General features: G+C 61.7%; 12 protein-coding genes. 9 read left to right on the forward strand and 3 right to left on the reverse strand.

Annotated features, from left to right (window positions below):
- Window positions 1-22: 22 nt before the first annotated feature.
- The 3 genes from EKH80_RS17495 to EKH80_RS17505 form a co-directional block, all read right to left on the reverse strand.
- On the reverse strand, window positions 23-826 hold the full coding sequence (locus EKH80_RS17495; protein ID WP_126686076.1) for an acetoacetate decarboxylase family protein: 804 nt from the start codon (window positions 824-826) through the stop codon (window positions 23-25).
- A gap of 178 nt (window positions 827-1,004) precedes the next feature.
- Window positions 1,005-1,319, reverse strand: a complete 315-nt coding sequence (locus tag EKH80_RS17500; RefSeq protein WP_126686077.1) for a hypothetical protein — start codon at window positions 1,317-1,319, stop codon at window positions 1,005-1,007.
- A complete protein-coding gene (locus tag EKH80_RS17505; RefSeq protein ID WP_126686078.1) occupies window positions 1,306-1,563 on the reverse strand; it encodes an antitoxin Xre/MbcA/ParS toxin-binding domain-containing protein in 258 nt (85 codons plus the stop codon). The genes EKH80_RS17500 and EKH80_RS17505 overlap by 14 nt, the downstream gene beginning before the upstream one ends.
- A gap of 301 nt (window positions 1,564-1,864) precedes the next feature.
- On the opposite strand from EKH80_RS17505, the gene EKH80_RS17510 reads away from it, so the two are divergent.
- From EKH80_RS17510 to EKH80_RS17550, 9 genes are all read left to right on the forward strand, one after another.
- The gene (locus EKH80_RS17510) at window positions 1,865-2,476 is read left to right on the forward strand and encodes a response regulator transcription factor (RefSeq protein ID WP_230473785.1); all 612 of its coding nucleotides are present in this window, start codon (window positions 1,865-1,867) and stop codon (window positions 2,474-2,476) included.
- Window positions 2,477-2,801: 325 nt separating this feature from the next.
- Window positions 2,802-4,346, forward strand: a complete 1,545-nt coding sequence (locus EKH80_RS17515) for a LuxR C-terminal-related transcriptional regulator (protein WP_126686079.1) — start codon at window positions 2,802-2,804, stop codon at window positions 4,344-4,346.
- 30 nt (window positions 4,347-4,376) lie between these two features.
- The gene (locus tag EKH80_RS17520) at window positions 4,377-7,430 is read left to right on the forward strand and encodes an ATP-binding protein (protein ID WP_126686080.1); all 3,054 of its coding nucleotides are present in this window, start codon (window positions 4,377-4,379) and stop codon (window positions 7,428-7,430) included.
- A 474-nt stretch (window positions 7,431-7,904) separates the two neighbouring features.
- Entirely contained in the window at window positions 7,905-8,837 is a 933-nt protein-coding gene (locus EKH80_RS17525; protein WP_126686081.1) for a helix-turn-helix domain-containing protein, read from the forward strand.
- 40 nt (window positions 8,838-8,877) lie between these two features.
- The gene (locus EKH80_RS17530) at window positions 8,878-9,165 is read left to right on the forward strand and encodes a YtcA family lipoprotein (RefSeq protein WP_126686113.1); all 288 of its coding nucleotides are present in this window, start codon (window positions 8,878-8,880) and stop codon (window positions 9,163-9,165) included.
- 16 nt (window positions 9,166-9,181) lie between these two features.
- Window positions 9,182-10,207, forward strand: coding sequence for an HlyD family efflux transporter periplasmic adaptor subunit (locus EKH80_RS17535; RefSeq protein ID WP_126686082.1), 1,026 nt, complete (start codon window positions 9,182-9,184; stop codon window positions 10,205-10,207).
- The gene (locus tag EKH80_RS17540; RefSeq protein ID WP_126686083.1) at window positions 10,191-12,125 is read left to right on the forward strand and encodes an FUSC family protein; all 1,935 of its coding nucleotides are present in this window, start codon (window positions 10,191-10,193) and stop codon (window positions 12,123-12,125) included. Before EKH80_RS17535 ends, EKH80_RS17540 begins: the two co-directional genes overlap by 17 nt.
- Complete coding sequence (locus EKH80_RS17545) at window positions 12,106-13,539, forward strand: TolC family protein (protein WP_158628873.1); 1,434 nt, start codon at window positions 12,106-12,108, stop codon at window positions 13,537-13,539. The genes EKH80_RS17540 and EKH80_RS17545 overlap by 20 nt, the downstream gene beginning before the upstream one ends.
- Window positions 13,540-13,590: 51 nt before the next feature.
- Window positions 13,591-15,300, forward strand: a complete 1,710-nt coding sequence (locus EKH80_RS17550) for a thiamine pyrophosphate-dependent enzyme (protein WP_126686085.1) — start codon at window positions 13,591-13,593, stop codon at window positions 15,298-15,300.
- Window positions 15,301-15,390 lie beyond the last annotated feature (90 nt).

Consider the following 15,390-nt stretch of genomic DNA (forward strand, 5'->3'; position numbering starts at 1 on the left):
GGCAAACCGAAACGGTCTTGAGCTACCTGGCGGAATGATCGACCAGCGTTTTCAGATCGGTCACCGAATAGGACACCGACATGCGATAGCCATTACCGCAGCGGATCGGTGCGAGGTCCGAAATCTCCTCGTGCTCGCACACCGGCAGCGTCAACTCACCCTTGCCCATCCATGCATCGGCCACGGTAAAGTTGTCCATCACGGACTCCACCAGTTCATGCACGGCAGGCTTGTCCCACTGCCCCGCTGCCAGCCTCGGAAAGTGGCGCAGGTTGATGGTGGGACGCGAGCCCAAGGCGGCGGAATCGGTCAAGGCTTGCTCCAGCGTCACGATGCCTCTGGCAATCCGCTGCCCGGCTGCCGATGCGCTTGCGCCAAAGCGGCTTCCAGCAATCAGAGGGGCGCAAGCAGGCCCACGGGCGGCAAAGGTGCGGGTCTGGAAAATCGAGCCCTGCCGCTTGGGGAATCCCTGCGCCCAGCCGCGCGCAATCGCCGCGTCGTTGTCGACAAAGATGTAGGGACAAAAGGCGACGGGCTTGCCGTTGAATTGCGCGTCGACCAGGATGAAGAACTCGCGGTACTGGTATCGCGCCGGATCCAGCAACTCGTCATGGCCACCGGTGAATTGCCAATCGATGAAGTACGCCTGGGCATGACCTTCGGCTTTGGCATCCGCTTGCAGTTGCGCAGGCAGCACGGCAGCGACGGCCTGCGGACGCGCCCAGAAGTCGATGACGAGGAAGTCGCCAGCATAATGCCAGGGTGGCGGCGGCGAAATGCTGGAAAAACCACGCGGCGCAAGCGGAACGAAAAAAGGGGTGTGCATAGGGCATTCCTCGGAATGAATGTCGAATCAGTCTGCCTTCGATCGCGCGGCCTTCAGAACGATGACGGGGCTTTCCAGTAGGATCACGGTCACGGCGACTATGGCATTCGCCGCCCGATCGATCTTGGACAAATGCGACGGCGAGCGTTGGAAGCCGGCCTCATCTCGGACATGCCGATCAACATTCCTGCGTTCCGCATAAATCTTCCACCACGTCCCAAAGCCGGTCCTGTTCGCCATCGGCAATCACCTGATAGGCATTCTTTCCCTCCAGGCTGCGCTGCCGCGTGCACATCCACCACACGGCACGCGTCCTGTCACCCAAGCCGATGATCAGCATGTCGGAGAATTCATTCCATCGCTCTTCCAACATGGAAAACGCCGCAAAGGCAGCTTGCTCGCGCGCCGCGTGTAATTCTTCCAGACGCGCGCCCATATGCTTGAACGATTCCGAGTTATGCATGGACAAAACCCCTTCTTCAATCGCGTTCACCGCACCGTATCGCATACAGAAAATCGACCACCCGATCCGCCTCGCCCTGCATGACCAGTTCCTGGGCGGTCTGGCCACCGAGTTCGCGAATGCACGCACATCGGTACCATTCTTCGACCCGGGCCGGATCGCCCTCTATGGCCGAGGCCAAATGCGAGATATAGGCAAAGGCGACCGCGTGGCTCAGGTATACCTGCCCGGTCGTTCGCGCCAAGCCGGACGTCGCGCCGCTACTCATAGCCATGACTCCCGCTCGTAATGGGGTGAAGGCTACGTTACGAGCTGAAGGCGTGCTTTTCTTGCATGATTTTGCGCATGAATGTGCAATTCACCTGACAAGATCGACATCCATCCAGCCGCATCCGCAGCGATATCCCCATGGCACCCAGGGCCAACAAGCAAATTACTCTTTCGAGCATTGAAGTTCCCCCTTGCCCGGGCGCATAGTCCCCGCCCAATGGAAGCGCTCCGGCGGCTTCCACTCTGCTGTTTTCAGCTGGCATGATCGGGTGAACCGCTTGACCGGGAAGAAGGAAAAGTTCGGCATACTCGTCGTGGACGACCACCCGGTCATGCGGGATGGCCTCAGGGCCGTCATCGAGCAGGAACCTGACATGGAGGTGGCTGGCGAGGCAGCCGATGGCCGGGAGGCGATCGAGCAATTCCAGCGGCTGCTGCCCGACATCATGCTGATCGATCTGCAGATGCCCGATGTGGACGGCTTGCAGGCGATCACAACCATTCGCAGCGAGTTCCCCGATGCCACCATCATCGTGCTCACCACGTATCCCGGCGATGCGCGAGTGGTGCGCGCCTTTACGCTTGGAGCAACTTCTTATCTGCTCAAGACGGCCCGGCGTGACGAAATCATCAAGGCGGTGCGTGGCGCGCTGTCCGGGCGGCACACGGTAGCGCCTGAAGTCGCCCAGGAGATCGCCAGCCATACCGGGCAGGAAGGCCTGACCGAACGGGAAGTCGGTGTCCTGAAGCTGGTCGCCAAAGGCCGCAGCAATCGCGACATCGCCGACCGCCTGTGCGTTTCGGAAGACACGGTAAAAGCCCGCATGAAAAGCATCATGGGAAAACTGGGTGCCGAGGACCGCACGCATGCCGTGATGATCGCGATACGCCGTGGCTTCATGGAATCACAAGCTTAGCGCGGTACCTCAGCCCGCGGACCGCAGCGGCGTCAGCGACCACCGCGCTTGCGTTACCTCCCACCGCGTTTGCGGCCCTTTCGTCAAAAAAAACCGAAACAAGACCAAGTCTCCACCCGGATTTCACGACAGAACACGCGATCCCGCCTAATGTCCTTACCGAAAGGACGAATCACACGTTGAGGAGACCAACGGTTTGCTGGGTGAATGGCGTGATGAGTACGTTCGGCATCGGGCACCTATCGGCAGCCCTCCCGACTGCGGGAACAACTGGAGCAAGCACGGCCTGCTGCTGCGCCGTTCACCATGTCCGGGGTGCGGGATCATGAATTTGCTGCCCGTCCCCCCCCTCGCTACCCACCCCGCTGAACTGGGATGGCCAAGGCATTGGCATGACCTGGATGATCCGGACGGTGCACTCAGGGTACTGCTGGATTCGGCCTGGCACGCCGTGGCTACCCTCAAAGGCACCGATGTCCTGGCGGCCATGGCGATGTTGCGCCATGCTTTTCGCGATCGCGAGCGTTTCAGCCGGGATTTCCCTTGCGATGAAGTCGAAACCTTGCTGGCGATAGGCAGTCTGTGGGAGGACAACGCGGAGGAGGCTCTGCTGCGTGCGCAGTCGGTGCTGGCGCGGGGCACTGGAGCACGCTATCGGTCGGCCCTCGCCACGGTGATGAAGTTCGCCTTCTGGCGCACGCGCGATTTTCGCCCGTTCTACGAATTGTCGCGAGGCAAGGCGCCACGCGGCAATGCCATGTCCTTGCTGATAGCGATCGCCGAGCTGTCGGTCGAGGCCGCGGCGGAAGCGGAACAGCTGCGCTTCAAGCTAGCCGAACGTCTGGCGCGGGATGCATTGGCTCTGTGCAACACGCCGATGCAGGCCGAAACCTATGCTTCGTTGCTTCCCACCTGCGTGCTGGCTCAGTTGCACTACGAAGCCGGGGCCGTCGACGAAGCGGATGCCTTGCTGCGAGGCCGCCTGAGCGCCATCGAGGAAGCCGGTGCGATCGAGAGCGCGCTCATCGCGTATATCCTGTCGGCCAGGATCGCAGTGGCCAAAGGCAATCAAAATATTGCGCTGCTGTTGTTGCAGCGTGGTGAGGAAACTGGGGTGCAACGATGCTGGCCTCGCCTGGTGCTCCGCTGCAAGGCAGATGAGGTGGCGTTGCACCTCCATGAATCGCGCTTGGATCTCGCCGAAGCCACCTTCCAGCAGCTGCAAAACTTCTGCGGCAGCCTGGATACGAAGATCCGCCCCAAAGGCTTGGATAAATGGCCGTCGCAAATGGCCGAGCTTCGCCTGCAAATGGCGAACGGCCCCGCCACCAGCACCGTCAAGTCGCTCGATGAACTGCGTAGCCTGGCCCTGCACCACAACCACCCTGCCCTGGTCGTCAGGCTGACGATACTGTTGTCCAGTGCGCTGCATACGCTGGGTCAAACAACGCAAGCCCACGTCGAATTGCTGGCCGCCCTGCACCAGGGCGCGAACGCGGGGCTGTTTCGCAGCTTCATCGACGACATGCCACTGATCGAAGCACCGCTCAAGCAGCTTTGGCGATCCTCCGGCGCCAGGCATCTGGGCCACCTGGGACCGTATGTAGGGCGCCTGCTCGCCGCCCCCTTGCTACACTCCTCGACACGTAAGAAATTCAGGACCAGCCATCGCCTGGTGGAATCGCTGAGCACGCGCGAGACGATCATCCTGCGCCTGATGAGCCTGGGACTTTCCAACAAGTCGATCGCCCGCGAACTGCAAATCACGCCCGAAACGGTGAAGTCGCATGCCAAGCACATCTTCATCAAGCTGGCTTCCAAGAATCGCGCCGAAGCCGTGTCCAGGGCGACCGAACTGGGGCTCATCTGAAGTCGCGGCGCTGATGCCAGCGGTGCTCGAATGAAGGAATTCAAGCCCTTCCGGCTCGATCCGGTCAATCATTGCCTGTGGCGGATTTCCGACCAGGGCGAGCTGGCCCCGGTAACCATCACGGCGAAGGCTTTCGACGTCCTGCGTTATCTTGTCGAGCATCCGGGCCGCCTGATCTCGCATGAGGAGATGCTCGAAGCGCTCTGGCCCGATGTGGCGGTTCAGCCGGAAGTGCTGAAAGGGTACGTGCTCGCCATACGTCACGCACTCGGTGACCGCGCACAGCGTCCGCGGTATGTGGAAACTCATCGAGGCCGTGGCTATCGCTTCATTGCAGAGGTCAGCACGCCCCAGAAGACGGACAATCGCCTCTCGTCCTCCGCCGCGCCATCCTTGATCGGCAGGACGGCGCAGTTAAACGCCTTGGGCGAAGCGCTCAATCGCGTGCGCAACGGACAGCCCAGGATCGTGTTCGTGCACGGCGACGCCGGCATCGGCAAAACGGTGCTGGTCGAGACGTTCTGCGAGGACCTGTCCAGCCAGCATGTCTTGCTGTCATACGGCCGTTGCATCGAGGGCTTCGGCGGCACCGAGCCGTTCTACCCGATCATCGAAGCGCTTTCCCGGCTGATGAAGGGTGCCAGCGGCAACAAGGTGCAGGATGCCCTGGTTGCCGTCGCGCCTTCGTGGGCCGCCCAACTGGCCGGGGTCCTGTCGCGCGAACATCGAGTGCTGTTGCAGAAAATCACGCACGCTTCCTCCAGCGGCCGCATGCTCGGCGAATTCTGCGAGTTGCTCGAGCTGCTCGCCGAGGACGAAACCGTCGTGCTGCTGCTGGAGGACCTGCATTGGGCCGATTTTTCCACGCTGGACCTCATTTCGGCTTTCGCCCGGCGCAAGTCGTCGATCAAGTTGCTGCTGCTTGCCACCTATCGCTCGGATGAGCTCGCTACGCGCGGACCCGCGCTCAAGCAGCTCGTCAACGAACTGCTGCTGCACAAGTGGTGCGACACCATTCACCTGGACGGATTGGATCAACAGGATATTGCCGAGTATGTGAGGGCTGAAGACTCGGCCGAAGGCCGTTCGTTTACGCAGCTTCTTTTGCACCGTTCGAGCGGCAATCCACTGTTCCTGGGCACTATTCTCGATCATTTGCAAGGCGCCCAACTGGTCTCCCAGCATCAGGGGCGCTTGATCAACGATGTGCCGCTGTCGCAGATCCGCTTTGAGATACCGCAGACGATCGGCCATGTCGTGGAAACGAAGATCTCCGGCCTCGACGCGGAAACGCAGCGCGTGCTGGAAGCAGCCAGTGCGGTGGGAGAACTGTTCAATTCCGTGGTGCCAGCCACCGCCGCCGGCCTCAACGCACGCCGCTTCGAGGAAATATGCGAGGCGCTGTGCCGGGCCAGATGGTTTATTCATCGCCACGACCTGGAGACGCTGGAGGACGGCCGCACGGTCCGTCGCTATCGATTCAACCATGCCCTGCTGAGGGAGGCGCTGCTGAGCCGCCAGGGACCGCTACGGCTGGCGCAAAGCCACGCGTTGATCGGCAAGGAGCTGGAGAAGTCCTACCCCGGCGATCGGCGCGGCAACGCCGCGTTCGAACTGGCCGAGCAATTTTCCCATGCTCGCGAGTGGTCCAAAGGCTTGTCCTACCTGAGGCTCGCCCTGCAAACCGCCAAGCGGCGCTTTGCGCATCAGGATGCACTGGCGATACTCGACCAGGCCGACAAGATTGCACGCCACCTGCCCGATGGTGAGCGCGAACCGGCCGAAGCGATGTTGCTGGAAGATCGCGCCTCCATCTACGCGGCCAATCATGATCCGCGCGCCGGCCAGATCTTTGCCGAGCTGGCCGAGATGTCCGAACGATGCCGATTTCACGATATCCAGGCACGCGCGGAACTGGGCCTGGGCTTTGTCCTCAGTTGGCGCGACGCCGCAGCGAGCGTCGAGCACTTGGAACGTGCCGCCCGTCTGAGCCACGCGCAAACCGAGCCGCAACTGAAGGCGCGGATCCGGCTGAGCAGCGCCATATGGCGAATCTGGATCGGCGGATGGGATCCGGAACTGGCCAGGATCTGCGACGAAAACCTGATTCCCCTGAGGAATGGCCCCGACCGTCAGATCACGGCGTGGGGACTGGTCGAATACGGCATGATCTGCCTGATCTCCGGCCGCTATCGCGAATGCCTGGAAAGCGTAGACGCGAATCTGGACATCCTGGTCAAGCATGCCGCGGACCGCCCCGAGTTCAACATCTTTCGCGCGATCTGGATGGCGCACCTGGGCAGGCCATGGGTGTACACGCTGCTGGGCGAGTGGGGACGGGCGCTGAAGGAGTTCGACGCCAGCGAGGCCCTCTTCGTGGGCAACGCCAATCGCTACAGCGTCTGTACCCTGGAAACGCTGCGCGGATTCCTGTACCTGATGGCCGGGGACTACCTGGCCGCGCGCGACATCTGCAGCAAGCTCGGCTTCTACCAGGAACGGACTAGTCAGCCTCCGGCCGAGCTCTACACTTTGGTGCTTCCCAATGAAATCCGCCATTGCCGGCTGCTTGCCGGAGCGGCAGAGGCGGGGCTCGGAAACCGCGCGCAAGGGATCGAAATCCTGCGCGAGCTGGAGCGCGACATACTGGTGCAGCCGGTGCTTACCGACTGGTACTGGCTGTTCTTGCTGGAGTGGTCGCTGGCCGATGCGCTGTTGCAGTCGGGTGAACTTGAACCGGCGCGCTTGCATGCCGATCGCATGATCGAGCGGTCCAACCGCACCGTCGAGGTTACATGGCGTGCGATGGCGCGCGAAATCCGCTGCCGCGTCGCCATCGCCGAAGGGGATCTCGAACAAGCCGCCCGCCTGATCAACGATGCCCTGCAACTGACCGAGGTCATGGGCGCGCCGATGGCCGACTGGCGAGTTCACCGCACCGCCGCGCGACTGCATCGCCTGCAAGGCGATGACACGTGCGCATCCGGCCACGAACAATTGTTCAATGCGAAAGCGCAACGCCTGCTCGACAGCCTTCCAGCCGGCCATCGCCTGCAGCAGAGTTTTGCGCGCCTGATGACGTGAACGAAGCTTTCTGCAACAGTGCAGCGTTGTAACAAAAACGCGTAGGCTGGGTTGGTAAACCCAGCATTGCCATGCATACAAGCCACACGATGCTGGGATTATCAGCCCAGCCTACGAGCTGCCTGTCACATGGCTGATACATAGCGCCGATCAGCTCGCCTTTTTGTCCCCCACGTGGGGGATAGGCGCATGGGTTTGCACGATCCAAGATCGCAGTGCCTTAAGGCAAATCAGCGTGCAGAAACCCAGTGAGCGCGCATGTTCGATGCGCTGTTGTCGGTCAACCAAGACGGACACTATGCAACGAAGCAGTCATAAGGGGCCATCTACCCTTTCGGGTGCTTCGATGTATCCCTTTGCGTCAGCAAGTGTACCCTGACGTAGGCATCGGCCAAGGACGTACGCGCGTAACTTTCCACTTCGGGACAGCGCTCCACTTTGGAACGCTTGACGATCATCGGTTGGGAGAGGCGCATGTATCACGGTGCATTCGGCGATCGGCTTGGCCGTTCGTTTCATTTGAACAATCCCCCCGTTCTTCACAGCCGGACCCGGCGTGGAGCACGGCTTGCCGTGACGGAATTGCGGATCGACCAATCCGGTTACGGCATGACTTCCCCGATGGGCAGCGACGATGCGTATCTGGTCTGCCTCAACCTGCGCAAGCAGAGCACGCATGAGCTGTGGTGTGACGGCCGCTCCGTATGCTCGAGCTCGTATGAGGGTGGCACGGCCTACGTCCTGGACCTGCGCCGCGATCCGATTGCCTACATCGGTGATCCGCTGCACTCGCTTTACTTCTACATGCCGCGTCCGGCCCTAGTCGAAGCCCGCGAGGAGCTGGGAAGGAACAGCATCGTCGATCTGGCCATCCAGCCCAGCGAGTGCTTCCGTGATGCCATCGTCAGCAGTATCGGCCAGACTCTGCTGCCGATATTCAAGCAAGCCGCCGCCGCGAACCAGGCACTGGTGGATCATCTTCTGCAAGGGCTGTGCGCCTACATGGCAGCCACTTATGGCGGGCTTTCGATTCGTCCGGACATAGTCCGAGGCGCGCTGGCGCCATGGCAGCAGCGGTTGGTCACGCAGATGATGCGCGAGCGGATCTTCGAAGGCATTTCGATCAGCGAACTGGCCGAAGCCTGCGGCCTTTCGGCGGGCGCGCTGGCGCGCGGCTTCAAGAAGAGCACCGGCATGTCGCCGCATCAATGGCTGCTATCGCGTCGTATCGATCGGGCTCTGGAGCTGATGGAAGGTCCCGACGCCTCGCTGGCCGACATCGCCTTCCATGCCGGCTTTTCCGACCAAAGCCATTTCAGCCGCGTGTTTACGCAAAAGATGGGCGTCGCGCCAGGAGCCTGGCGAAAGTCGCTGACCAGCAGCTGCAAACGGGTGGAAGCGGCTTGACGGCTGCCTCCGTGGAATGGACTACAAGAAGGTAGCGCAGATGCAATCCGATTGGTTGACCCGTGCACAGCACCCTTCCCGCGCAGCAAGCGTCGCGATCGTTTCGATCGCCTTGAACGCCTGTAGCTCCTCGCCCTCGCGCAACATCCTCGGCTCCTATTTTCCGACCTGGATGGTGTGCGCGCTGCTTGGCATCGTGCTGGTAGCCGTGGTGCGCGGCGTGCTGATGAAAACCGGCGTGGATGCCGCGCTGCCGGTGCCGGTGATCGTCTACTTGTGCATGTGGACGGCGGCAACGCTGGCGATCTGGCTGCTTTGGCTGGGCTGAACGGAGATCCATGTCCATGCAAGCCAAAACCGCACTAGGCCGTATCGTTGCGTTTGTCTCCATCGCTTCGGCGTTGGTACTCATCGTAGTGTCGATGATTGTTGTGGATAAACGCCCCCGGACACACGACGCCTACATCTATGCCTACAGCGCCGGCATCACGCCGGAAGTCAGTGGTCGAATCGTGGCGATCCACGTTCGCAACAACCAGTTCGTCCACCAAGGCGACGTGCTGCTTCAAATCGATCCCGAGCCGTTCGAGCTGAAGCTGCGGCAAGCCAATGCCCAGGTCGCCGCCTTGCAGGCTGAGATCGATCTCACCGGCCGGCAAGTGAACGCGCAAGGGTCAGGCGCACTCGCCGCCGCCCGCGAAGTGGACCGCGCCCGCCAGCAATTGGCACTGGCGCATAACACGCTTGAACGCATGCAGCCGCTGCTGGCCAAGGGCTTTATCACCACGCAGCAAATCGATGAAGCACGCACGAACGAGCACACTGCCGCGGCGCAGCTGGCCGCGGCCACGCAACAGGCAGCCCAGGCCAAGGAAGCGATCGGCGATGTGGAAAGCCTCAAAGCACAATTGCTGGGTGCGCAGGCGGCCCAGGCCCTGGCGGCACGTGATCTGCGCGAAACCACCCTACGCGCCTCGGTGGACGGCAAGATCACCGGCTTCAACCTGGCGCTGGGATCGTTTGCCGTCTCAGGGCATCCGCTGTTTACGCTGATCGACGACGACAACTGGTACGCGGTGGCCAATTTCCGCGAGACGGATCTCCGCGGCCTGCACGCAGGCGATGCCGCTTCGGTCTGGGTGATGGGACATGAAGGCCAGCCGCTGCACGGCGTAGTGGAAAGCCTGGGCGCAGGTGTTGCACCGGAAGGCCTCGCCGGACCAGGCCTGCCACAGGTCGACCGAAACCTGAACTGGGTGGTGGTGGCGCAGCGTTTTCCGGTATGGGTGCATCTGGATCAGCCTTTGCCAGCGTTCCTGCGCATCGGCGCCACGGCTTCCGTGCGGGTGAGCCATGCAGACGCCGATTGAAATTCCCGCACCTGACGGGCTGACCGCCCTGTTTCGGCGCGAACTCGCGCTCGACGCCGCCCGTGCGCGCACGGTCATCCGTATCACCGGATGTACGGCTGCGGTAGTCGCCATCTCCATGCTGTTCAAGATACCGTTGCCGGCTTATGTGGCGTATCTCGTCTTCCTGGTCAGCGGTGAAGACGTCGCTTCCACCCTGATCACAGCGGTCGGCGGCTGGGTGGCAGTCACCCTGGCGGTTGCGGTGTCGGTGCTGTTCTATGTCTTTGATGCTGCTTCGCCTGCCCTGAGAATTCCGCTATTGGCCGTCAGCACGCTGGGCGGAACGTTTCTGGCGCGAACCAGCCGCCTGGGGCCGATCGCCTTTCTGGCCGGTTTTATCCTGGTTTTGTCGCAAACCCTGCTGGACGACGTACCAAGCACCGAACTTGTGACGCATACGGTGTTGTGGCTGTGGGTGGTCGTTTCAATGCCGGTCGGCGTGACCGCGCTGGTCAATCTGCTAGGCGGTGAAAGCCCCGTCGAACTCGCGCGCAAACGCGCAGCCACACTGATGCAGGGGCTCGCTGGCTATGTCGAAAACGCCTACTCGGTAAACCCTTCGCATATGCGCGATGCGCTGTTGTCGCTCAGCCAGCTGATGGACAAGGCGTTCATGTGGAGCAAGCCAATGAAGGCGTTTGCGCAGGAAGACCGCCGCTTGTTCGCCGTCCTGCTGGAAGTGCTGCAGATCGCTCGATGCCTTCCAGCTAGCGTTCCTCCTGCTACAAGGCGTTCGCTGGCTTCGATGCTTCACCACAGCCGGCAACTTTTTTTACAACGCCGCGGCATCGCTACCGAGCCTCAAGGCAACGGATTCGAGCCGATGCCGTTCCAACCGGTGCCCGCTCAGGCTGCCCTGCATGACGCGCTCCGGCAACTGCTCGACGAGGCGTCCGGTAAGGCAACGGTCAGCGTAGCGGAGCAGCCCCCGCATCAGCCCGCCGCAACAAGTGCGATCACCTACAGACCGCATGTGCGCTTTGCGTTCAAGGTGATGTGCGCGGTATTGGCTTCCTATGCCACCTACACCCTGCTCGACTGGCCAGGCATCCGCACCGCGGTTACCACTTGCTTCTTCGTCTCGCTGACGACGGTTGGGGAGAGCGTTCACAAGCTTACCCTGCGACTGTCAGGCGCGATCATTGGAGGACTGATCGCCGGGCTGTGCATCGTCTTTGTCCTGCCGTCGCTTACCGATATCGGCGAGCTGTGCCTGCTCGTCGCCGCCGTATCGGCCTTCTGCGCCTGGATTTCGACCGGAAGCGAAACGATTTCCTATGGCGGCATGCAGATTGCGTTCGCCTTCTTCCTGGGCGTGCTGCAAGGCTACAGTCCGGCCAGCGATCTGACCGTGCTGCGTGATCGCGTGGTCGGCATCATCGTCGGCAACCTTTGGATCACGATCTTCTTCACCACGCTTTGGCCGGTCAGTGCCGTGGATCAGGTGCGCGGCAAATGGGCATCGGCGCTTGAGCAGCTGGGTGAACTGCTGCTTGCCAAGGACAACGCCGTCGCCAGGTCGATGGAATCGTCGGTGTGCAAGACCCTCTCAGACGCATCCACCCTGAATGCACGCGCCTTGTTCGAATGGAAATTCCTGGCGCGCAATCGCCAGTACGATCGCCTGGTTCTCGAAGCCCGTCAGGTCGAACAACTCGCATCGGCCACCTTCGTGGTGCGGCGGCTCAAGGACAACGATGCTTCGCCTGCATCGGATGAGGCCGATCGGCTTGCGTCGCAGCGCTTGCTTGCGCTTTCGAAGGGAATACGGCCTGAGGTTCGATCTGTTGATGTCGGCCCAACGCCATCCACACTGCTCGAACTGGCCCGGCAACGTCTCAACGAGGAGATCGATCATGCAGCCCGCGCGGTCTGATTCGCCTCGGATTACCCGGCTTTCGCCCTGTCTCGCGCTGGCGCTGCTGGTGCACGGAGGCGCGGCGAGCGCGCAGTCGACGGCATGGACCAGCGCTCCGCCGCGCGATGAGCTGACCAGCACTACCAAGGGTGGCACGCCAGTGCTTGAGGACCGCGCGTATGCATTATCTGAGCTACTGACCATCGCCCTGGATATCAGTCCCAAGACTCGCGCAGTGGAACAGGAAGCCGTACAGGCCAGCCTGGCCGTCCAGTTGGCCAGGAGCCAGTACTCGCCACAGCTCAACATCAGAGCCCTGGGCGGCATCCAGCGCACACCGCTGGCGATTCCCCCCACCGTTTCGCGCAAAGGCTATTTTGTTTCCTCCACACGCGAAGTCTTTCCCAGCCTGGAACTGAAATGGCTGCTGTTCGACTTCGGCCGCCGCAGGGGGCAAGTCGAGGAGGCCAGGCACAATGCTTCCGCTGCCCAGTCGGGCTTGCTTGGCGCGCAAGAAAAACTGGTCTTCGACGTATCGGAGGCTTATTTCGAGGCAAGTTCGGCCGGGGGCCAGGTGCGTGCCGCGCAGAAAGCCCTTGATGCCGCGCACCTGACCGAACAGGCCGTTGCCGACCAGAAGCGACACGGCCGCGCCACTGTCGTGCAGTTGGCCGAAGCGCAACGACAGACGGCGGCGATGCGGCTCGCGCTTACCAAGGCCACCGGTGCCGCGAACACGACCTTTGCATCCTTGGTCGCCACCATCGGGCTGCCGCCTGAATCGCAATTTCAGCTCGCCCCTCCGACGGAGACCTCGGCAACGGCAACACTTGCACCGCTGCGGCAGCTGATCGACGTAGCGATGCAAGCCCGCCCTGACGTCCTGGCGGCCAGGGACAAAGTGGCTGCCTCCGACGCCAAAATCGAATCTGCGCACGCAGCATACCGGCCGACGATCAGTCTCTCGGCGCAGGTGTTTCAGAACATCGGCAAGATCAGCAGCGATGGCAGCCCGTATTCCTCCATTGACCGAACCGGCAACGCGTTGTTCGTATCGTTCGAGTTGCCGCTGTTCGACGGCGGCGCACGCGCCACCCATGTTGCGCTGGCGGTTTCGCAAAAGACGGCTGCCGAAGACGATTTGGCGGCGACCAAGGATGCAGCTTCCCAGCAAGTTGTGCAGGCCTACAACAATCTGAAGACCAGCCTGGAGAACCGCAATCAAGCGCTGGCCTACACGCACGCCTCCGAACTCGCTTATCAAGCCGCGCTCGACTCCTATCGGCACGGCCTCGCCAGCATCACCGATCTGACCAGCAATGAAGCCGTGCTGGCCCAGGCCGAAGCCAGCCAGGAAGACGCCGACGCCAACGTAGGCATTGCACGGGCGGGGCTGGACCTGGCCATCGGACTGAAGCCTTCGTCGCATTAGCCGCAACGAAGTTTCAACGCCCCCCAACTGTCTATCCCTGCGGAGCAAATCATGAGCAAGAAAGTTGCAGAAATCCTTGTCGAGGTGCTCGAACAAGCCGGCGTCAAGCGTTGCTACGGCATCGTGGGCGACACCCTCAACCTGTTCGCGGAGAATCTGGAGCGCAGTTCTATTGACTGGGTGCACGTACGGCATGAAGAAGCCGGCGCCTTTGCCGCCGGAGCGGAAGCCCTACTCACCAACAATCTGACCGCATGCGCGGGCAGTTGCGGCCCGGGCAGCCTGCACTTCATCAATGGCCTCTATGAGGCCAACCGCAACCGCGCACCAGTGGTGCTCATCGCCAGCCAGGTGATGATGAGCGACATGGGCTTCGAGTTCATCCAGGAAGTCGATTTCAAAACCGTCTTCAAGGAATGCTCGGTGTTTTGCGACATGATCCTCACCCCCGACCAGGCCAGGAAGAAAGCGGCGATGGCCTGCCAGGCGGCCTTGACCAAACAAGGCGTGGCCGTGCTGATCGTGCCGGTCGATATCTCGCACGGCGAAGTGCACGAAGATTTCCCCTACCGGGTTCACCACAGCAAGCCCACGATCATTCCCAACAGCGAGGAGATCGACGAGATCGCCAGGATCCTCAATGCCGGCAAGAAGGTCGCCATCTACGCCGGCGCCGGTTGCGAGCGTGCGCTGGAGGAAATCAGGGTGGTAGCAGAGGTGCTCAAGGCGCCCGTTGCGCACACCTCCCGCGCCAAAAGCTTTCTGGAAGCCGACAATCCCTTCAACGTCGGCATGACCGGTATTCTCGGCAGCGAGGCAGGCTACAACGCCATCCTCGATTGCGACACGCTACTCTTGCTGGGTGCGGATTTTGCGTGGCGCCAGTTCTATCCCGACCAGGCCAAGATCGTCCAGATCGATATCGATCCCACGCATCTGGGCCGGCGCCACCACATCAGCTTCGGTGCGGTCGGCGACATCAAGCCGACGCTGCGCGCCCTGCTTCCCTGTCTGGAAGAAAACGACGATGCGTCGTTCCTGCAGGAATACGTCCAGCGGTACGCCAAAGCCATGGCCTCGTGGAATAGCCATCTGGTTCCCGGGCACGACGACACTATCCCTGGTTCGTACCTGACTTCCTTGATCAATCGCTACGCCGACGACGACGCACTAATCGCTGGCGACGACGGCACACCCATCGTATGGGCGATCCGCCACACTACCGCCAACGGCAAGCGCCGGGTCTTCGGCAGCCTTCTGCACGGCACCATGGCCACCGCACTTCCCAGCGCACTGGGCCTGAAGAAGGCGGCCCCCGAACGCCAGGTGATCGCCATGTGCGGCGACGGTGGTCTGTCCATGCTGTTCGGCGAACTGCTCACCGTGATCCAGGAGAACGTACCGATCAAGATCGTCGTCTTCGACAACCACAAATTGGGATTCGTCGAAATCGAGCAGAAATCCGAAGGCATGCTCGACACCTTCACGCGCCTGAAAAACCCGGACTTCGGCAAAGTGGCCGAAGCCATCGGCCTGTGGGGCAAGACCGTTCGCAAGGCCTCGGAGATCGAAGCGGCCGTCCAGGAATGGCTGGCACAGCCGGGACCGGCGCTGCTCAATGTCCTCGTAAGCCCGCTGGAATTGGTCAGGCCGCCTTTTGTCGAACTCAAGCCGGTGGTCGGCATGGCACTGTATTCCACGCGAGCCATCCTGCATGGGCGTGGTGCGGAGGTGCTGGAGTTGGTGCGCGAGAACTTCTGATGGGCTAGCGAGCTCAAGAGACGAGCGCCAGCGATACCCAGGCGGTGAGTAGGCTGGGATGACAATCCCAGCCTACTCAGCTGCGGGCTT

The sequence above is a fragment of the Dyella choica genome (assembly GCF_003977665.1).
GTDB lineage: Bacteria > Pseudomonadota > Gammaproteobacteria > Xanthomonadales > Rhodanobacteraceae > Dyella_B > Dyella_B choica.